This is a genomic window from Primorskyibacter sedentarius, from assembly GCF_004342065.1.
GTDB classification, from domain to species: Bacteria; Pseudomonadota; Alphaproteobacteria; order Rhodobacterales; family Rhodobacteraceae; genus Primorskyibacter; species Primorskyibacter sedentarius.
Window position 1 is genome coordinate 216,212 of record NZ_SLZU01000003.1, and the last position, 18,597, is coordinate 234,808.

An 18,597-nucleotide genomic window follows, 5' to 3' on the forward strand; every position below is an offset into this window, starting at 1 on the left:
CATGCCCATCATGAACCTGCTGGTCGCCTTCAACGGGTCCGAGGCCTCTATTGCGGCGTTGCGCTATGCGGCCTCAATGGCGCGGGCGCGCGATGCGCATGTGACGGCGATGATGGCGCATTCCACCCATGACGTGTTCGACACCAGATCGCGCTGGATCCCCAGCGAAGCGCGCAAACTGCTGAGCGAGGCCAAGGCCGGCATCCTGCACGAGATCGAAGCGCGCTATGAGGCATTGCGGGACGAGCTGGATCTTGGCGATGCCCTGTCGTTCCAATCCCATCCCGGCAAGGTGGACGCCACCCTGTCAGAAGCGGCGCGCTACTACGACATGATCATTGTCGGGCGACAGCTGGACGAGGATGACGAACATGTCGCGCTGCATCCCGACCGGATCGCGCTTTTGTCCGGGCGCCCGGTGATCGTCGTGCCCGACGGGTACGATATCGAGGCGCGCCACAGCCACGCGGCGCTGGCATGGGATGGCGGACGCTCCGCCGCCCGTGCGCTTTCCGACAGCCTGCGGCTTCTGGAAGTGCAGGGCAGGGTCAGCGTGCTGACCGTTGGCAAAAAGTCGGGTTTCCCCATCGAGGATCTGATGACCCATCTTGCCCGTCACGATGTCGAGGCCCTGCATGACAACTTTCCGGACTCTCACCCCGTGGCCGAAACGATTCTGGCCTTCTGCGAGCGCAACGACCCTTCCCTGCTGGTGATGGGGGCCTATGAGCATTCGAAATTCCGCGAGGATTTCCTGGGCGGGGTCACCGCCAAGGTTCTTCAGGACATCCGCATCCCTGTGCTTCTTTCTCACTGAGGTTAACGATCAATGACCCAATATGACCAGTTGCGCGCAACCATCCGCGACCTGCAAACCCTGCGCACCGATCTGGGTGACCAGATTGCCCGCGACAAAGGGCAGGATCCGGTGCTGAACGACCTGCATCAACGGGTCTGCAAGGCGCTTCGCGCACTATCCGGGCTGAGCTGAGCGATGAAGGTCCATATCCTTGACGATTGGTTTGACACGCTGCGCGGATTGCCGTGTTTCGGCCTGCTGGACGGGCATGATGTGACGGTCTGGACAGATCATGTCGCGGATGAGGCAAAACTGGCCGACCGGCTGCAAGATGCCGAAGCCCTGGTGCTGTTTCGCGAACGCACCAAGGTGACACGCAGCCTGCTGGAGCGGTTGCCGAACCTGCGCCTGATCTCGCAACGCAGCGTCTATCCGCATGTCGATGTCCCCGCCTGCACGGATAATGGCGTGCTGCTGTGTTCCAACATGCATGGCGGGACACCGTCCTATGCGGCGGCAGAGCTGACCTTTGGCCTGATCCTGTCGGCCATGCGGCAGATCCCGCAACAGATGGCCTCTGCCAAGGCGGGGACCTGGCAGATGGGCGTGGGCAAGACGCTGCGGGGGCGAACGCTCGGGCTTTATGGCTATGGCCGGATTGCCGGGGCGGTGGCCGACTACGCCCGCGCCTTCGGGATGAATGTGATCTGGTGGAGTTCCGACGAAGGCCGCGCGCGTGCAACCGCCGACGGGCAGACCGTCGCCGCAAGCCGGGAGGCATTCTTTGCGCAAAGCGATGTCGTCTCGATCCATGTCCGGCTGAAGCCCGCCACCCGTGGCATCGTCACGGCGGCGGATTTCGCGGCCATGCAGCCGGGGGCCGTCTTTGTGAACACGTCACGGGCGGGGCTGATCGAACCCGGTGCGCTACTGGCAGCTCTGAATACCGGACGGCCCGGAATGGCGGCGATTGATGTCTTTGACACCGAACCCATGTCCGATCCGTCCGATCCTTTGCTGGCGCATCCCAACCTGATAGCCACCCCGCATATCGGGTTCGTCACCGAGGACGAGTTTGACCTGCAATTCACCGATATCTTCGAACAGGTGAAGGCCTATGCCGAGGGCGCACCCATCCACATGATCAATCCCGAGGTCCTGACCAGCGGCGGATAAGGCCCGCCGCGATGGGTGCCCCCAGGATCACCAGCACGATCCGTGTCAGGTGATGGGTCACGACAAAACCCAGATCCGCGCCGGTCACGATCGCCAGAACCGTCATCTCTGCCTGCCCACCGGGGGCGAAGGCCAGAAAGATTTCGACCGGGTTTCCCAATCCCAGTTGCGAGGCGGTCAGCGTGAACGCGGCCGACAGCAGCGCCAGCAGCACGACATAGGTGACGCCAGCCGCCACCACCCGCCGCAATTCTGCAAAGGTGACGCCGACAAAGTGAATGCCGATGCCGCAGCCGATCAGGAACTGCGCTGCCATGATCGCCTCTCGCGGGGGGCGGATGTGGATCAGGTCGCTCAGCGACAGGGCGGCGGCCACGATCATCGGGCCAAGGATCGACGCGCCGAACAGGCCAACGCGCTCTGCCACCTTCCAGCCGATCGACGCCGCAGCAACCATCAGAAGCAACTCCTCGACCGGGATATCGGTGGCGGGCGGCCCCATCGGGTTGGTCAGGCTTGCGCCATAGAGATGGGTCAGGAAGATCGGTGCCAGCGTGATGATGATCAGCACCCGCGTGGCGTGAACCAGCGACAAGGCTCTTGTATCGCCACCCGCCTCTGTCCCGAAGATGACCATGTCCTGCAACCCGCCGGGCATCGCCGCGTAATAGGCCGTGGGCGCATCAAAGCCCCAGATCCTGCGGAAGAACGGCACGCCGAACAGCGCGATGATCAGGATGAAAAGCGGCATCAGCGCGATTGACGCCAGCATCGTGGGCAGCTGCGCAAACAGCGCAGGTGTGATCGACGCCCCGACAGCCACGCCAAGGATGGTGCGCGCGCCCACCGATACCTGCCCGAACCCTCTTAGCGGCGCATGCATCAGTGCCGCGATCAGACATGCGGCCATTGGGCCGAACAGGAACGGCAATGGCAGGTCGAGCAGTACGAAAACACCCACGCCCGCACTGGCGAGCCCGAAGGTCAGAAGGCGGCTGAGGGTCGGTGAAATCTGGATACGGCTTAGCGGCAAGTTGTCACCTCGCGTGGCGTTGACGGGGCATGTGCGCGACTGTATACATCTGGATACAAGATGCAAGAGGCGACGTATGACCATCCCTGAAGAACCACAGCTTCACGACGGGCCGCAGGGAAACACGGCCTATCTGCGCCTGCTTGACGAAATCCGCGCGGGCCACCTGATGCCCGGCGACCGCTTGCGCGAGACAGAGCTCGCTGCGCGCCTTGGTGTCAGCCGTACGCCCATCCGCGAGGCCATCCGCCAGCTTGAATCGGACGGGCTGGTGACCCATGTGCCGCGCCACGGCGCAAGCCTGCGCAAGCTGGACTATGCCGAGGTGATGGAGCTGTACGAGATGCGCGCTGTGCTGGAAGGCACCGCCGCCCGTCTTGCCGCAAGGGCCGCGTCAGAGGTGGAACTGGGGGAGCTCGTCACCCTCAACGACACGCTGGCAGAGATCGGCACCGGCGCCGAAGCCGCGCATCTCAACCGGATATTTCATGCCACTCTGCTGGATGCAGCGAAGAACCGTTTTCTTAGCAAGTCCATGCTGTCGCTTCAGAAAACCCTCATGATCCTTGGCCCGACGATGCTGTCGGACACTGATCGCGCCGATGCGGCCGTGGCCGAGCATCGACGTATTCTGGACGCGCTGCAAAGCCGGGATGGCAATGCCGCCGAACTGGCCATGCGGGCGCATATCGAAGCCTCGCAACGCCTGCGCATCCGCGCGTTCAGGGACCGCGACCGCGCCATGGACGACAGTTAAGAAGGACATCCCAGACATGAGCAAGACACCCGAAACATGGGATGTGGCGGTGATTGGCGGCGGCAATGCCGCCCTTTGCGCAGCCATGACCGCAGCTGAGGCAGGCGCCCGCGTCATCATCCTCGAGACCGCGCCCAAACCTTACCGGGGTGGCAATTCCCGCCACACCCGCAACTTCCGCTGCATGCATCACGGCCCGCTCGGGCCGCTTGTCGACAGCTACACCGAGGAAGAATACCTCGCCGATCTGATGAAGGTGACGGATGGCAAGACGGATGTGGCCTTGGCGCGGCTGGCGATCCGGTCGTCCGAGGAATGCCTGCCCTGGATGCAGGACCATGGTGTGCGGTTCCAGCCATCATTGTCGGGAACGCTCTCGCTGGCCCGAACCAACGCCTTTTTTCTGGGCGGCGGCAAGGGGTTGGTGAACGCCTATTACCGCACCGCTGACAGGCTTGGCGTGCATGTCGAATACGAAGCGGCGGTCACGCATCTGGAAATGGATGGCGACCGGATTGGACATATCGACTACACGCAAGACGGCCAGACACGGCGGATCATCCCGAAATCCGTGGTCGTTGCGTCGGGTGGTTTTCAGGCCGACACGGATTGGCTCGCGCGTGCATGGGGGCCTGCGGCAAAGAACTTTCTGATCCGTGGCACGCCCTATAATCGCGGCATCGTCCTGGCGGATCTGCTGGATCAGGGTGTCGAGCAGGTGGGCGACCCCAAGCAATGCCACGCCGTCGCGATTGACGGGCGGGCGCCGAAATACGATGGCGGCATCGTCACCCGGCTGGACTGCGTGCCCTTCTCCATCGTTGTGAACAAGAATGCCGAGCGATTCTATGACGAGGGCGAGGATGTCTGGCCCAAGCGCTACGCCATCTGGGGGCGGCTCGTGGCCGCGCAGCCCGATCAGGTCGGCTATGTCATCATCGATGCCAAGTCGCTGGAATTGTTCATGCCTTCGGTCTTTCTGCCCATCAAGGCCGACACGCTGGAAGGGCTGGCCGGGCAGATGGGGCTGCCCCCGGATCGTCTGCGCGCAACCGTTGACGACTTCAACGCCGCCTGCGGTGACACGTCGGGCTTTCACCCCACCGAACTGGACGGCGTCAGCACCACTGGCATCACACCGCCCAAGACCAACTGGGCGCGCCCCATCACCGAACCGCCCTTTTACGGCTATTCGCTGCGCACCGGCGTTACCTTCACCTATCTGGGGCTGAAAGTGGACGAAAACGCGCAATGTTCCGTCGGCAACCAACCCATCACCAACCTTTGGGCCGCGGGCGAGACCATGGCGGGATCGATCCTTGGTCAGGGATATCTGGCCGGGTTCGGCATGACAATCGGCACGGTCTTTGGCCGCATCGCAGGCAAGGAGGCCGCCGCCCATGCAAACTGATTTCCTCAACGAAGCGCGGCGTCAGGCCGAAATCTGCAATGCCTGCCGCTATTGCGAAGGATATTGTTCGGTTTTTCCCGCGCTGCATGCTGAACGCGCCTTCAGCGACGGCGATCTCACGCAGCTTGCCAACCTGTGTCACAACTGCCGGGGCTGCTATTACGCCTGCCAATACACCGCGCCGCATGAATTTGACCTCAACCTGCCGCAGGCTTTGGCAAATGTCCGGCAGGACAGCTGGGAGGAGTTCGCATTCCCGCAGTCCGCAGCGCGGGCGTTCCAGAAAAACGGCGTCATGATCGCACTGGCAACCGTGGTGGGCTTTGCGCTGCTCTTCTGGGCCGCGCGTGCGCTTGCCTCTGCGGGGGGCGAAGGGTTTTATGCGGTGCTGTCGCATAACGCGATGGTCGCGATCTTCCTGCCGGCATTCCTGTTCCCTCTTGCCAGCATCGCCGTCAGCTTGCGTCGTTATTGGCGGGCCATTGATGCCGGGCGCCCCACCCTGGCAGATGTGGTCGCCGGTTTTCGCGCCGCTGCCACGATGCGAAACCTTGACGGTGGCCACGGGGACGGGTGCAATTTCGAAGATGAGGACCGGTTCTCGAACGCGCGGCGGATGGTTCATCAGGCCGTGATGTACGGGTTCCTGCTGTGCTTTGCCTCGACCAGTGTTGCGACGCTGATGCATTATTTCTTTGCCATGCCCGCGCCTTACAGCCTGTTCTCGCTGCCCAAGATCCTTGGGATTTCCGGGGGGCTTCTGCTTGTTATCGGGTGCGTCGAGATGATCCGGCTGAAGTTGCGCTCTGACCCTGCGCTGGGTGCGGTTCACGCCTGGGGCGGAGAGGTCGGGTCTATCGGTCTTCTGGGATTTGTGGGCTTGAGCGGGCTGCTGCTTTACGCCCTTGGTCAGACAGCGATGATGCCCGCAATTCTGGTTCTGCATCTGGGCGCCGTACTGGCGTTCTTCCTGCTGACCCCATTCACCAAGATGGCGCATGGTTTCTACAGGCTGACAGCCCTTGTGGCCGACGCGACCCGCAAACGTGGGGACGCTGCATAGCGCAAGGTTTACGGCGATCCTGCTAACGAGCCCCGCAGATCAGGCGCCTAATCGCCAAAACCAGATCGCTGCGCCGCGGTTCGCAACGCTCGCCGGCGCCGACCGTATCGCCCGGATTCCGTGGCACATCCTGTCTTTCGGCAAACGCCAAGGAATCGCCCCCACCGATTGCGGAAAAAATCACCAATTGGTTGCATTCCACGGGGGATTTTCCCCCGACAATGCAATGCGGGTAGCAAAATTCAGTACAATGCGTCATAATTGAAAGGAAATTACCGAAGAAATATTATGTATATTGATAATTTCAATCTGCAGGCCCGCCCGTTTGCAATCGTGCCCGACCCGGATTTTCTTGTCTGGACCGCGCAGCACCGGGCTGCTTTCAAGGAGCTTTTGCGCGCCTCCGCCCCTGCGCAGAAGGCCACGCTTCTTACGGGTGAGGTCGGATGCGGAAAGAGCACCCTCATTCAGGCGCTGATCAAGTCGCCCGAGGTCGAGGAACATCGACGGGTCGTGCTGATTTCCAACCGTCTGAACTCTGCGGCGGAGGTCTCACAGCAATTTCTGATGGGCCTTGAACAGGAGTGGTCCGGACAGCCGCCGGACGCGCTGCCCGACCTTGTGACAAATGAGCTTGCCCGTTCTGCCGCGTCCGGAATGATGCCGCTTATCATCATCGACGAAGCGCAATCGATGGCAGATGAGGCCGCGCTGATGGTCGCAAAGCTCGTCAAGGCAGGTCGGGATAAACACTTGCCCTGCTCGCTGATCCTCTCTGGCCAGCCGGAGCTGGACGAGTTGATCGAACGGCATTCAATGACCCCTTTACGGGACCTGATCAGCCACCGCGTCCATGTCGGGCGTCTGGGCGAGGCAGAAATCGGCGGCTACATTGAGGGCCGTCTGAAATGCGCAGGCTATGTTGGCGGAGAGCTGTTTACCGACGGCGCTATCTCGGAGATTTACGCTTATTCGCGGGGCACACCGCGATTGATCAACAAGGTCTGTGATCTTGCGATGTTCACTGCTGCAAAGCAAAACCTCAAGACCATCGATCAGCAATTCATCCGCGAGGTCGTTCAGCAGTGGGAGCCACTTGGCGGCGCGAAGATAACGACGGCCCTTCCGGCGCAGGAGCGGGCCCAAACAACGCCCGTAGAGCCGCCGGAGAAAAGCGCGGCGTCAACGGTCACGCCCTTCCCCGTTCAGAAAAAATCGCCGCCGACCGAAGCGCCCATCGCACCTGCGGCCGCCGATGACACACAAGCAATTGTGGTGGATCTACCGACGGAGGAAGCACCAGCCCTCCCCGAGTTGGCCGAAGCGCCACAAGAGACTTCGCCCCGGCGCCGCCGTTTGCCCTTGCGGCTTTTGGGTGGCCTGACGGCCGCGGCCTGCGCGGTGCCTGCGTTGCTCTTGCTGAACGCCGTAGACGACCCCGCGCCCCTGCCGGACAGCGCGCCAAGCAACGCCGTCGGCGAACCTGTCGCGGCCGCAGATTCAGATACAGTTCCGAAAGAAGCATCGGTTCTGGCGATCACCCCCGGCGGTACAGCCGACAAAGCGGGCAGTACCGCCGAAGAGCTTGCGCGCATGGCCGAAAGAGAACTTGCAGAGCTCAACAGCGCCATCGAAGCCGCCCGCGCAGAGCGTGAACGGGTCGAAGCGCAACTGGCGCTGCAATTGCAGGAGCTGGCCCAGACATCCTCGGCCGTCGAAACTGCAAGCGCCGCCACGGCTGCCGAAATGCCATCCACCGCTCAGCCGGAATTGATCGCCGCCGCCGAGGCCCCGGGTCAAAGCGCCGAAATCCCTGTTGTTGCGACGGACACTGATTCCGCGGCAGCGCCTCAGGAATTGGTATCGCGCGCGGCAGTGCAACTTGTCGCCCCGGAAAAGGTCATGGACGTGGTGACAGAGAACGCGGCGATGACTTCCACCGCCGTGCAGCTTGCCCCGCTACATATCAACGACGACCCGGCCCCCTATTACCTCGCCGCGCTCGGCAGTACGGAACCTGCAGAAATGGCCGTGAATTATGCACGCGCCGCGTTGAGAGGGCATCCTCGCGCCGCCGAATATCTGGGGCAGCTTTTCGACACAGGTGATGGCCTCGTGCTGGCGGCAGAGATGGCGCAGCGTTGGTACGCTGTGGCAAAGGATAGCGGTCAGTTGAGCGCTCCGGAATTCGACCACTCCCCGATCGCTGCGGGGCAACAGAGCGTGCAACCCCTCGCGGCGATTGCCCGTGAAGACGTGGCAGAGTTCATCTGGGACGGTGCGGCGGGAACTTTCTCGGTGGAGATCGCGGATCAGAACGAACAGATCATCGCCTATGCGGTCTCGCCGCTGACAGCGCTATGCGTGAAGCTGCCCGAAGACGCCGCCTATTGGCGTGTGACAACGGATGCAGGTGCCTCATTCGCCTGGCAATCCATCGTCCTGCAATAGGATCCGCGCAGCTTCGGGGCGCCCGAGCGACCGGGCACCCCATATTCATCATTCAGCAGCCGATGACGGAACAGATACGCTGCCGATACGCGGAGTTGGCTTCGCTGTCAGGCACCGTCTCTGCTGCGCGCGCCGGGCAGCTCATGGAATAGTTTGCGGTAATCCCGGCATTTGCGCATTGGGCGATGTCCCAGCCCGGCGGAATGTCTGACAGATCAACCTGCTTCCATTTCGGGTGGCCGCTTTGCTGAAGCTCGGAAAACCGCGTGAAGATAAGATGCGAGACATCCGACACCGCCTTGCAGCTTGCCTGATGATAGGCATTGCGGCGCGGCTCGTATTCATAGGTCATCAGAACGGCTTTCACAGCCACGACAGGGGTCGCGTCCGCCTGAAATGGGTAGGTTCCCGACGGGATTTCTGTCGGAACATAGACCGATTGCAGAAGCGGATCGTCGAATGGCACGAGGTGGAAACGCTCTGCGTCAATCTGGGGGTCAAGAAACAGCTTGGTGGGCGCACCGGCAACATAGAAAAACCCGTCGATCTGGCCCGCCAGCAACTGCTCCATCGACTCGTTCGGCCCGATGGGCAGCACCTCTGCCGGAGCGACGCCAAGCAGATCCAGTATCAGCGAAGCCGTCAGGAAGGTTCCGCTGTCCTGCACCCCGATCGCGACCCGCTTACCCGCAAGGTCCGCAGGCGACGCGACATCCCTGAAGGCCAGAAGATGCACTTCCTCGTTGTATAGCGGGAAGGAGATCCGCACACCCGCCACGGCGCGGGCAATCGCCGGGTCATTTGCGGAATAGGTCTTGAGATATTCCAGAACGTCGCTTTGCACGATGCCGAATTGGGTGGCCCGCCGCTTGCGCACGCCCAGGAAATTTTCTAACGACCCGGCACTTTCCACAACATTCAGCGTCTGGCCGCATTCCGCCATCAGCCCGGCAATGTCATTACCGAACTGGATATAGGTTCCCGTGGACGAGCCGGTGAGGATGTTCTTTTCGAATTCCTGGGCCTGTGCCGAAGCAACGCCGAGTACGAGCAGAATTCCTGTCCCCAACACGCGCTGCAGCCATTTCATCATGACAGCCATCGCCATCCCCTTTTTTGTTTCCAACTATTCAATCTTTTCAATCAACAACGGCCCAATTCACGGATGAAGAACAACAATGTCTGGCGGTTCACGGATCCAAAGACATTTGCAAGGGCTTCGTGGGCGCAGACGCCATCGCTCAGCAGGGTTGTCAGCTTCTGCATGTCCTGCGGGGACGCGCCTGCCAGACCGGGCGCCGTGGCGATGACATTCGCCACGACCTGCGCTGGCCGGGCCGTACCGCGAGGTTGAGGTGCCGCCGGTGTAGCCGCCGCAGGACTGTCCTGAACAGCCATTGCGGGCGTGGCGTCACGCGCGGCAAGGGCTGCGCGGGCCTCTTCCAGATCGGCTTGCAGCGCTGCCAGCGTCTCGTCGCGTGACGTCAGTTCCGCCTGCCGGGCCGCTAGTGCCTCTTGCGCCTGCTGGACCTCTGCGGCCAGTGCGGCCTCCCGGGCCTTGGCCTCTTCGGCCACCTTGGCAAGTTGGGCCTCTGCTTCGGCTTCCAATTCCGCGACACGTTCCTGCGATGCCGCATCAAGCTCGGCGCTGCGTTGCTCTGCTGCGCCTTGAAGCTGCGTGGCGCGTTCTTCAGCTGCCGCCAGCTGGGCCGCAAGTTCTTCGGTTCGGGCCTCCAGCGCCGCACGGTCCGCCTGTGCGTCTTCCTCAAGCTGTGCTATGCGGGCCTCGGTCTGGGCCTCAAGTTCGGCGATGCGATCCTGAGCAGCCGTATCAAGCTCTGCCGCCTGTTCCTCGGCCTGCTGCTCTGCCTGCGCCGCACGGTCCTCTGCCGCCGTCAGTTGCGCCCTGAGATCCTCTGCTTCGCTTTCCATCGCTTCCTTGTCGGCAAGCGCGGCTTCCAGCTCTGCGATCCGGGCCTGCGCATCGGTTTCGGCCTGTGCGATCTGGGCCTGTGCCTCCTCCTCGATCTGCGCGATACGTTCCTGCGCGTCGGCTTCCTGCTCTGCCAGCCGCTCTGCGGCCTCGGCCTCCATCTGGGCGCGCGCCTCCTGAACGGCGGCTTCGATCTGCGCCCCGGCTTCTTCCTGCGCGTTACCGGCCACGGCCTCCATCTGTTGGGAAAGCTGTGCCGCACGCTCCTCTGCCGCAGCTACATCGGCCTGAGCGGCCTCCAGCTGCGCGGTCAGATCGGTCAATTCCGTGGCACGCGCGTCGCGCTCTGCTGTGGCGGCTTCGGCCTCTGCGCGAAGCTGCTCCAACTCGCCAAGCGCCGCCTCCCGCGCAGCCTGCGCCTCTTCAAGCTCCTGCGCAACTTCCGTTCTGGCGCGCGTGGCCTCCTCGATCTCGGCGCGAAGGGCTGTCAGCTCTTCTTCTGCGCTTGCCTTGTCGCTTGCGATTTCGTCCGCCTCGGCACGCAAAGCGGCGACCTCTGCTTCAACGCCCTGCCGCTGCTCCTCTGCGGCGGAAAGCGCCGCCTCGGCCTCAAGCGCCTCGGCTGTCTTTGCTTCCAAATCGGCCTGGGCCGTGGCCAGTTCCGCGGCCGCGGTCTCCGTCTGTGCCGTGATCTGGGATGCTTCGGCCTGAAGGGCTGCCTGTTGCTCTTCCAGCGCCGCAATCTCGGCCTGCAAGCCCTGCAACCGTTCCGCAGCGGTACTTTCACGGGCCTCGGCCTCGGCATCCAGACCTTCCAGCTCCTGCTGCTTTTCTGCAAGCGCAGTGGTCACGCTTTCCAGCTCTGCCTGTCTGGCTGTCAACGCCTCTGCCAACTCTTTTGCAGCCGAAGACGCCGTGCCAACCTGCTCTTCAAGGTCGGACAAAGTGGCCTGACGCTCTTCCAGCTGCGTTTCCAGCCCGGCAGATTCAGTTTCGAGGGTAGCGATGATTTTTCGGAAAGCGGCGGCTTTCTGCGAAAGTTGGTCGACCTCTTCCGCCGTAGCGGTTTGGGCCTCCTGCCCGACCGCCGGTACAGCGACATTCAGAAGGACGAATAATTGCGACGCCAAGACGATCGAACGAAACAAATTCGTTCCCCCCAACAAAGTTAAAAAATAATTAACCGATTGTTGGCGCAGTCCTGTTCAAAAATCAAGTCGTGCGTAAAGGGGCGGAAATTTTTACGATTATTGCGCGGGCGCCGCTGACCCCTTTGGATGCTCGCTATGCCCGCAAGAGCGGCCGCGTCACTTCCCAAACCTTTGGCAGGGCTCGGATGGCCTTTTCCATCGCGGGCAGGTCTTCGGCCTTTGCCGCCCGTTCCACATCGACCAGGGTGGCGCGCAGATCAACCGCACCCAAAGTGGCCGCACTTCCGGCGATCTTGTGGGCCCGCGCGCCAATTTCGGCCGCCGTGTGCTGGCGGTGGTCGCTCAGGAAGACGAGCGCTTCCTCGACCTCGACCTGAAACCGGTCAAGCAATGGCTGCAATGCTTCCGCCCCCAGCGCCTCACGCAGTTCTTTCAGATAGGTCGCGGCCACGGCGGTAGAGGGTTCGGTCGTTTCCTGACCGGCATCCACCGACGGGACGACGTGGTCGGCGACGATGCGGATCAGACCGTCGCGGGTCAGAGGCTTGGTCAGAACATCATTCATGCCGTCGGAAAGGAACGCCTCCTGCTCCTCGGCCACGGCATTTGCGGTCAGCGCCACGATGGGCACGTCCGCACAGGCGCCGTCGCCGCTGCGGATGGCACGGGTGGCGCCCCGCCCGTCCATCACCGGCATGCTGATATCCATCAGGATCAGGTCAAAACGGCAGTCGCGGGCCATGTCGACGGCAATCTGACCGTTGCGCGCCACCCGCACGTTATGACCGGCCTTGGTCAGCATCTCGCGGGCCAGGACCAGGTTGATCTCGTTGTCCTCCACCAAAAGTATGTCGCAGCTTGGTATGGTCTGGGGGGTGAGCTGGCGTTTCTCGGTCTCTTCGGGCGGGTCGATGGGATGGATGGGGAAGCTGATCGTGAACGTGCTGCCCTTGCCCGGCTCGCTCTCTACCTCGATCTGGCCGCCCAGCGCCTTGACGAAGCGCTGCGCGATGCCCAGCCCCAGCCCCGTGCCCTCGACATCCCGGTCATAAGAGCTGTCGCCGGTCATGAAATCGTCGAAGATCTGCTCCTGCAGCTCTGGCGACATGCCGATCCCGGTGTCCTTGACAGCGATGCGCAATTCCGGCGCATCGTCGAGAGCGCCCCGCAACTCTGCCTCCACCGTCACGTGGCCGCCTTGGGTGAACTTCACGGCATTTCCGATGACGTTCATCAGGATGTGTTGAATGCGGTCGCGATCGGCAGAGATCCAATCGGTCGATGTCCCGACCCATCCCCAGTTGAGCGTGGTTTGATTGGCCGAGGCCGCGCCGCTTTGATTGTCCACGATGTCCTGCAACAGCGTGCTGATGCTCATCGGTACGGGCCGCAGGCGCAGCTTGCCCGCGTCATATTTGGTGATGTCCAGCACATCCGAGATATGGTTCATCAAGAGCTTGCCGGACGTGTCCATGTTCTTGATGTAGCGCAGCTGCTTATCGGTAACCTCGGTATCGCTAAGCAGCGACAGGTTGCCCAGAAGCCCGTTAAGCGGCGTGCGGATCTCGTGGCTCATCGTGGCAAGGAAATCGGTCTTGGCCTTCTCACCTGCCAGCGCGCGGTCACGTGCGGCCATAAGCTCCCGCTCGGCCTGCATCCGGTGAGAGATGTCGCGCAGGAAAGCGATGAAGATCTCGCCCTTGTCGGTCTCGGCCGATTGCACAGCGAATTCGACCGGGAAGACATCCCCGTTGGCGCGTTTTGCCTCCAGCTTCACCCGTCCCTTGCCGACGAAACGCTTTTCACCTGTCCGGTGCATCCGTTCCATGCCGATTTCATGTTCTTCGAGGAAATGGTCCGGTACGATCAGGTCGCCCAGCTTTTGCCCAATGGCGGTTTCGGCCGGGTAGCCAAAGATCTCTTCGGCTGCAGCGTTGTAGTCAAGAATGCGGCCGTAATAGTCGCTGACGATCACAGCATCCAGCGCGGTGCCCGTCACCACGTTCATACGCTCGCTGGCCTCGATCGCCTCGCGGCGGCGGCGGATATTCTGGGCGTTCAGATGGGCCTGGTAGACAGCAAGCAATACCAGCGCGAGCAGCAGAACCGTCACCAGCGCGGCCATCTGGATCAGCATGACCCGAATGCTGTTGCGCCGACGGTCCGCTTCCTCGGCAAAGTAATTCAGGCCGGAATTCGACAATTGGCGCACGTTGCGCCGCACATCATCGGCACGGATCCGCATTTCGGGCAGCAATGCCAGCATCTCTGCATCGCTCGCATCAATCGCATCCACCGTCCGGTCCAGATAGGTCCGGACGATGCGCAGATTGCGGGAGAATTCCGGCAATTCGCGCAGCTCCGCATAGATGCCCGCCTGGCTGAGCGTATTGACGCGGCTGTAGAAGATGTCGAATTCCTGGCGGAGCGTGTCGAGATCCGGATCCGGATCGACTTCGGCCGCGACCAGATCAAGCTCGTATTCCAGAAACTCGACCTCCGCCTGGGACAGCGTCCATTGCACGTTGTCAGAGCTTGCGGATTTCAGCAGTTGCAGATCCCGCGCCACGTTCAGCGCCATGAAGGCAATGACCGCAATGATTGCGCCCGCCAACACCCAAAGAAGCAGGCGGGGCCGCAAGGACGGTAAATCCAACTTCGTCATTGCAGAACGCTCCGCTCAGGAAGACGCCACAATCGCGGCGCCGGACGTCCTAGGTCTAGTCGATTGCTTCCATCCGGTCGAGTTGCCAGATGCTGCGCGAATAAATCACTTCGGTCCTGTAATCCGCGTTGAGGTCATACGGGTAGACCAGCCACAGCGGCCCCTTGTCGCGCACCGACATGGTTTCGCCATTCATCCGGTAGGCCACGATGGGGCCGTCTTCTACCGCGTCCGACAGGGGCACCTCTATCGCGTAGTCGTTGATGGCCGTGGCGCGCAACGTCTCGCCTTCGATGCCCAGAACTTCCACCAGCACGCTGAGCGGCACGCCCTCGAAGGCAATGGGGCCCTCGGTCCAGATGGTCGAAGTCTCGAAGCTGTCGCTTTCCAGCGCCTCCAGCATTTCCAGATCGAACTGCGCCGTGCCGTCAGCATTCGTGTTCGCGACATTGCCCGAGACGGTCAGGATGACCTTGCCTTCAGGCATGGCGAGGTCCTCGGCCCAGGCAGGGGCGGAGATCACGGTCGAAAGGGCGAAAACGGTAAACAGCACACGGGTCATTTCAAGATCCTTCGATGAGAGACCTCATACATGGCATGGACAGCCCGAATCTGCCATGTGGACAGGCGTATAGCGGCCTATCCTTTTGGATAGGCCGCACCAGCCGTGCCGGGTTGTGTCAGGCGACCTGACGTATCCGCGACGTCCGCTGCCGAAGAAACGTGCCCAATTCTTCCTGCAGCTCTGGCCGGTCAAGCGCGAAGGCCGCCGTGGCCTGAACGAACCCTTGTACCGATCCGCAATCGAAACGCTCGCCCTCGAACCGGTAGCCGGTGACGCCCGTCGTATCGACATCCGCGTTGATCGCGTCGGTCAGCTGAAGCTCTCCGCCCGCGCCCGGCCCGAGATTGGCCAGACGGTCAAAGATCGACGCCTCCAGAATATAGCGGCCGATCACGGCCTTGGTGGAGGGCGCCTTTTCCGGGCGTGGCTTTTCGACCAACCCTGCGGCATGGGCAAGGCGTCCTTCCTCGCGGGCCACATCAAGCACACCGTAAGAGGAGGTTTTTGCCAGCGGCACGTCCATCGTGGCGACCATGTGACCACGGTTGTCGGCATGGGCGGCAACCATCTGGGCCAGCGCACCCTGCGGCGCGCGTATCACATCGTCCGGCAACAGCACTGCAAAAGGTTCGTCCCCGACCAAGCGTTGGGTCAACCGCACAGCGTGGCCCAGGCCCAGCGGGTTGTTCTGACGGATGAACGACAACGCGCCCTCGCGCATCCGGGTGCGTTCCAGCGCGGCCAATGCATCAGTCTTGCCGCCTGAGACAAGGCGCTGCTCCAGCGCTGCGGCAGTGTCAAAGTAGTCTTCCAAAGCACCCTTGCCCGCAGCGGTCACAAAGATGAACTCCTCGATGCCAGCCGCGCGCGCCTCGTCCACCGCGTATTGAATCAGCGGACGATCCACCAATGGCAGCATTTCCTTCGGGATCGATTTGGTCGCGGGCAGAAAACGGGTGCCCATGCCGGCGACGGGGAATACGGCTTTGCGGATATGTGTCATCTCAAGGGTCCTTTCGGAAACAACAGAACTGGTTAAAGGCAAAAACGGGGCGGCAGCAGCGCTGCGTCGTCAGAAGGTCGGCGCAACACAGTCAGGCGCTGCAGGTGGTCTGTCCCATCAGGGTTGTGGCGTGGCATGCACCGGCACCGCAGGGCGTTGTCCGGCCGCGACACACAATGCGGAGTACAAATTCATCGAACGTCATCGGACGCCCTCCCTGGCGTGATGCAGACACAAAGGACATGCCGCAGCTGCCTGCTCTACTCAACATAGCGGACGGACAACTACACGGGGAGTTTGGGCGCGATCCTCCCTCTTCCGGCGGAGCCACCTATCCGAAAGAGTAGGTTCATTGCCGCAATAGCCGAAATTTAGGGCGTGCAACGCTTTCGGAGTGGTGATTAATTGGTGCGATAGACAAGGAGACAGCCATGCGCGTTCTGATCGCCGATGACCATGATTTGCTTCGCGATACGCTGGTTCTGTTTCTGAACAGCCAGGGCAATATCGAAACCAGCACCGCTGCCGATCTTCCTTCGGCCTGTGACCTGATCGAAAAAGAAGCACCCTTCGATCTGGTGATGCTGGACCTCAACATGCCGGGGATGAACGGGCTGGAAGGGCTGAAACATGCGCTGAAGCTCAAAGGCGGCCAGCGGGTTGCTTTGCTGTCGGGCGAGGCGACGCGCGAAATCGTGGAACAGGCGCTGGAGGCAGGGGCCGCAGGTTTCGTGCCCAAGACGCTGTCCGCGAAATCCATGGTCAACGCGGTGAAGTTCATGGCGATGGGCGAACAATACGCCCCTCTGGATTTCATGACGGCGGTCGAAGAAGAAACCTCGCACCCGCTGGCGGACAAGCTGACACCGCGAGAGTTGCAGATGCTCAAGGGGTTGACCGAAGGCAAGTCGAACAAGGAAATCGCCCGCGATCAGGAGATTTCAGAGCCGACGGTCAAGCTTCACATGAAGACGCTCTATCGCAAGCTGGAGGCGTCGAACCGGACTCAGGCCGCGTTGATCGCACGCGAAGCCGGATTGTTCTGACCGCGCCCATCGGCTGGCGAACCGCAGCCAGCCTTGCGAACAGGATCTGTCTTACGGGTGCGGGGCATTTCGGCTCAGACCAGAATATCGATTGGCCGCCCCTCGCGAGAGGACCGTTCAATGGCGTCGATCAGCCGGTGTGAGTGGAGCGCTTCACGCCCCGTCACCATCGGCGCCCTGCCCTGCCGGACGGCGTCGACGAAATCCTCGATCACGGCCTGATGCCACTCGTGCTTGTTCACCACGGCACCGGTATCCCCTTCCGATCCCGTCACTGTTAGTGCGTCCTCCTGCCTGCCATCGCGCCAGACGACGTCAAGCCTGTCGGTGCCAAGCCGCATCGACCCGTTTTCGAAATGCAGGGAGATCACCTCTTTGCGCTGCGGGTAGCTGGCTGTGCTCGCGACCAGAGATCCGACCGCGCCCGTGGCAAAATGCAGCCCGCCCACGGCGAGATCCTCTGCCTCCATCCGGTGCAGCGGCGTGGTGGCCGTCATTGCGTGGACCCGCGACACCGGGCCGGTCAGGCTAAGCGCAAGATCGATCGTATGGATCGCCTGTGTCAGCAGCACGCCCCCACCGTCGCGTGCATAGGTGCCGCGCCCCAGTTCCTCGTAATAGGATTGGTCGCGCCAGAGCGGGGCTGAAATCTCGACATGGCCCAGCCTGCCGAACGCCCCCTCTGCCAGTTTCTGCCGCGCCGCCAGCGAAGGCGCCCGCGCCCGGTGCTGGAATACGACGCCCAAAGTCACGCCGGCATCTTCGCAGATTTCAACCACCCGCACCGCTTCCTCCAGCGTGCGCGCGACCGGCTTTTCCAGAAGGATATGTTTGCCTGCCTTGGCAAGGCGTTCGATCAGATCAATCCGGATGCTGGGCGGGGTCGCCACGATCGCCATCTGGATGTCCGCAGCCTCCGTCACCCGCGACAGGTCGGATGTGAATTCGGGCCGGTCCCCCTGATAATACTCGGCAAGATATTCCGCGCGTTCCGGATGCCGGGAAAGAACGGCCCGCAACGCGGTGCGATCACTAGCAGCGGAAAGCGCGGCGACGTGGGTTTTCCCGATCATTCCAGCGCCGATCAGGGCCACCCCCATGCTGTCGTAATTTTCCATCGGCATCCTCCCCTAACTTCGCGGCCAAAAGAACAGAATGCGCGCCACGGAACAAGCCTCCGTCTGGCCTGCAATCAAGACTGTCCAGAAGCATCACACGCTATTGCAGAGCGACTTGCCTACCCGTGCCGGGGATGTGCCTTAACGGTCGAGCAGTTCCTGCGCCGCGCCCGCCATATTCTGGCTGGACCCGCCTTCGCAAATGCCCCACTGGCCTGTCAGATCTGGCTAAGATAGGTCTTCGGGTGCAGATTGGTCGCACCCCCAGAACGCCAATTTCCTGCTGACGAACGGATGAAAACATGCGGTAATCTGACCAGACGCTGCTCCGCCGACCTTCGCTTGCGCAAATCCGCAAAGAACCGGCGCCCAGCAGGGCAATACGCCACCATCGACGCTGTGAACACGCCCGCTGGCGCACCGAAA

At 62.0% G+C, this 18,597-nt stretch carries 15 protein-coding genes; 8 read left to right on the forward strand and 7 right to left on the reverse strand.

Annotated features, from left to right (window positions below; translation table 11 throughout):
- Position 1: 1 nt before the first annotated feature.
- Genes EDD52_RS07260 through EDD52_RS07265 form a run of 3 tightly spaced genes read left to right on the forward strand, consistent with a single transcriptional unit; the run spans position 2 to position 1,975 of the window.
- Positions 2–817 carry a universal stress protein gene (locus EDD52_RS07260; protein WP_132243355.1) on the forward strand — a complete coding sequence of 272 codons (816 nt, stop codon included), beginning with the start codon at positions 2–4 and terminating at the stop codon, positions 815–817.
- A 12-nt stretch (positions 818–829) separates the two neighbouring features.
- Positions 830–991, forward strand: coding sequence for a hypothetical protein (locus EDD52_RS23615; protein WP_165907475.1), 162 nt, complete (start codon positions 830–832; stop codon positions 989–991).
- A gap of 3 nt (positions 992–994) precedes the next feature.
- A complete protein-coding gene (locus EDD52_RS07265; protein ID WP_132243357.1) occupies positions 995–1,975 on the forward strand; it encodes a D-2-hydroxyacid dehydrogenase family protein in 981 nt (326 codons plus the stop codon).
- On the opposite strand, the gene EDD52_RS07270 is transcribed toward EDD52_RS07265, so the two are convergent.
- A complete protein-coding gene (locus tag EDD52_RS07270; protein WP_243651868.1) occupies positions 1,944–3,008 on the reverse strand; it encodes an AbrB family transcriptional regulator in 1,065 nt (354 codons plus the stop codon). The two genes, EDD52_RS07265 and EDD52_RS07270, sit on opposite strands and share 32 nt — an antisense overlap.
- Positions 3,009–3,084: 76 nt before the next feature.
- On the opposite strand from EDD52_RS07270, the gene EDD52_RS07275 reads away from it, so the two are divergent.
- The 4 genes from EDD52_RS07275 to EDD52_RS07290 all read left to right on the forward strand — a co-directional run bounded on the left by EDD52_RS07275 (position 3,085) and on the right by EDD52_RS07290 (position 8,690).
- Positions 3,085–3,765, forward strand: coding sequence for a GntR family transcriptional regulator (locus EDD52_RS07275; protein WP_132243361.1), 681 nt, complete (start codon positions 3,085–3,087; stop codon positions 3,763–3,765).
- A gap of 16 nt (positions 3,766–3,781) precedes the next feature.
- The gene (gene tcuA / locus EDD52_RS07280; protein WP_132243363.1) at positions 3,782–5,176 is read left to right on the forward strand and encodes an FAD-dependent tricarballylate dehydrogenase TcuA; all 1,395 of its coding nucleotides are present in this window, start codon (positions 3,782–3,784) and stop codon (positions 5,174–5,176) included.
- Positions 5,166–6,239, forward strand: a complete 1,074-nt coding sequence (gene tcuB, locus EDD52_RS07285; RefSeq protein WP_132243365.1) for a tricarballylate utilization 4Fe-4S protein TcuB — start codon at positions 5,166–5,168, stop codon at positions 6,237–6,239. The genes tcuA and tcuB overlap by 11 nt, the downstream gene beginning before the upstream one ends.
- 288 nt (positions 6,240–6,527) lie before the next feature.
- The gene (locus tag EDD52_RS07290; protein WP_132243367.1) at positions 6,528–8,690 is read left to right on the forward strand and encodes an AAA family ATPase; all 2,163 of its coding nucleotides are present in this window, start codon (positions 6,528–6,530) and stop codon (positions 8,688–8,690) included.
- Positions 8,691–8,742: 52 nt separating this feature from the next.
- On the opposite strand, the gene EDD52_RS07295 is transcribed toward EDD52_RS07290, so the two are convergent.
- From EDD52_RS07295 to EDD52_RS07315, 5 genes are all read right to left on the reverse strand, one after another.
- Positions 8,743–9,792 carry a TAXI family TRAP transporter solute-binding subunit gene (locus tag EDD52_RS07295; RefSeq protein ID WP_132243369.1) on the reverse strand — a complete coding sequence of 350 codons (1,050 nt, stop codon included), beginning with the start codon at positions 9,790–9,792 and terminating at the stop codon, positions 8,743–8,745.
- Between the two features lie 41 nt (positions 9,793–9,833).
- Positions 9,834–11,771 carry a coiled-coil domain-containing protein gene (locus tag EDD52_RS07300; protein WP_132243371.1) on the reverse strand — a complete coding sequence of 646 codons (1,938 nt, stop codon included), beginning with the start codon at positions 11,769–11,771 and terminating at the stop codon, positions 9,834–9,836.
- Positions 11,772–11,907: 136 nt separating this feature from the next.
- A complete protein-coding gene (locus EDD52_RS07305; RefSeq protein ID WP_132243373.1) occupies positions 11,908–14,439 on the reverse strand; it encodes an ATP-binding protein in 2,532 nt (843 codons plus the stop codon).
- Positions 14,440–14,494: 55 nt separating this feature from the next.
- The gene (locus EDD52_RS07310) at positions 14,495–15,001 is read right to left on the reverse strand and encodes a putative pterin-binding protein (RefSeq protein ID WP_132243375.1); all 507 of its coding nucleotides are present in this window, start codon (positions 14,999–15,001) and stop codon (positions 14,495–14,497) included.
- 118 nt (positions 15,002–15,119) lie between these two features.
- The gene (locus EDD52_RS07315; protein WP_132243377.1) at positions 15,120–16,007 is read right to left on the reverse strand and encodes a UTP--glucose-1-phosphate uridylyltransferase; all 888 of its coding nucleotides are present in this window, start codon (positions 16,005–16,007) and stop codon (positions 15,120–15,122) included.
- A gap of 431 nt (positions 16,008–16,438) precedes the next feature.
- Here EDD52_RS07315 and EDD52_RS07320 point away from each other — a divergent pair, with 431 nt between their 5' ends.
- Positions 16,439–17,053 (forward strand): response regulator transcription factor, encoded by a 615-nt coding sequence (locus EDD52_RS07320; RefSeq protein WP_132243379.1) that lies wholly within the window; start codon positions 16,439–16,441, stop codon positions 17,051–17,053.
- Positions 17,054–17,127: 74 nt separating this feature from the next.
- On the opposite strand, the gene EDD52_RS07325 is transcribed toward EDD52_RS07320, so the two are convergent.
- Positions 17,128–18,171 carry a Gfo/Idh/MocA family protein gene (locus EDD52_RS07325; protein ID WP_132243381.1) on the reverse strand — a complete coding sequence of 348 codons (1,044 nt, stop codon included), beginning with the start codon at positions 18,169–18,171 and terminating at the stop codon, positions 17,128–17,130.
- Positions 18,172–18,597: the final 426 nt, after the last annotated feature.

Excerpts from the sequence above, each read along its gene's own strand:
- EDD52_RS07260 (WP_132243355.1), top strand. The coding sequence starts at position 2 with ATGCCCATCATGAACCTGCTGGTCGCCTTCAACGGGTCCGAGGCCTCT.
- EDD52_RS23615 (WP_165907475.1), top strand. The coding sequence starts at position 830 with ATGACCCAATATGACCAGTTGCGCGCAACCATCCGCGACCTGCAAACC.
- EDD52_RS07265 (WP_132243357.1), top strand. The coding sequence starts at position 995 with ATGAAGGTCCATATCCTTGACGATTGGTTTGACACGCTGCGCGGATTG.
- EDD52_RS07275 (WP_132243361.1), top strand. The coding sequence starts at position 3,085 with ATGACCATCCCTGAAGAACCACAGCTTCACGACGGGCCGCAGGGAAAC.
- tcuA (WP_132243363.1), top strand. The coding sequence starts at position 3,782 with ATGAGCAAGACACCCGAAACATGGGATGTGGCGGTGATTGGCGGCGGC.
- tcuB (WP_132243365.1), top strand. The coding sequence starts at position 5,166 with ATGCAAACTGATTTCCTCAACGAAGCGCGGCGTCAGGCCGAAATCTGC.
- EDD52_RS07290 (WP_132243367.1), top strand. The coding sequence starts at position 6,528 with ATGTATATTGATAATTTCAATCTGCAGGCCCGCCCGTTTGCAATCGTG.
- EDD52_RS07295 (WP_132243369.1), bottom strand. The coding sequence starts at position 9,792 with ATGGCTGTCATGATGAAATGGCTGCAGCGCGTGTTGGGGACAGGAATT.
- EDD52_RS07305 (WP_132243373.1), bottom strand. The coding sequence starts at position 14,439 with ATGACGAAGTTGGATTTACCGTCCTTGCGGCCCCGCCTGCTTCTTTGG.
- EDD52_RS07310 (WP_132243375.1), bottom strand. The coding sequence starts at position 15,001 with ATGACCCGTGTGCTGTTTACCGTTTTCGCCCTTTCGACCGTGATCTCC.
- EDD52_RS07315 (WP_132243377.1), bottom strand. The coding sequence starts at position 16,007 with ATGACACATATCCGCAAAGCCGTATTCCCCGTCGCCGGCATGGGCACC.
- EDD52_RS07320 (WP_132243379.1), top strand. The coding sequence starts at position 16,439 with ATGCGCGTTCTGATCGCCGATGACCATGATTTGCTTCGCGATACGCTG.
- EDD52_RS07325 (WP_132243381.1), bottom strand. The coding sequence starts at position 18,171 with ATGGAAAATTACGACAGCATGGGGGTGGCCCTGATCGGCGCTGGAATG.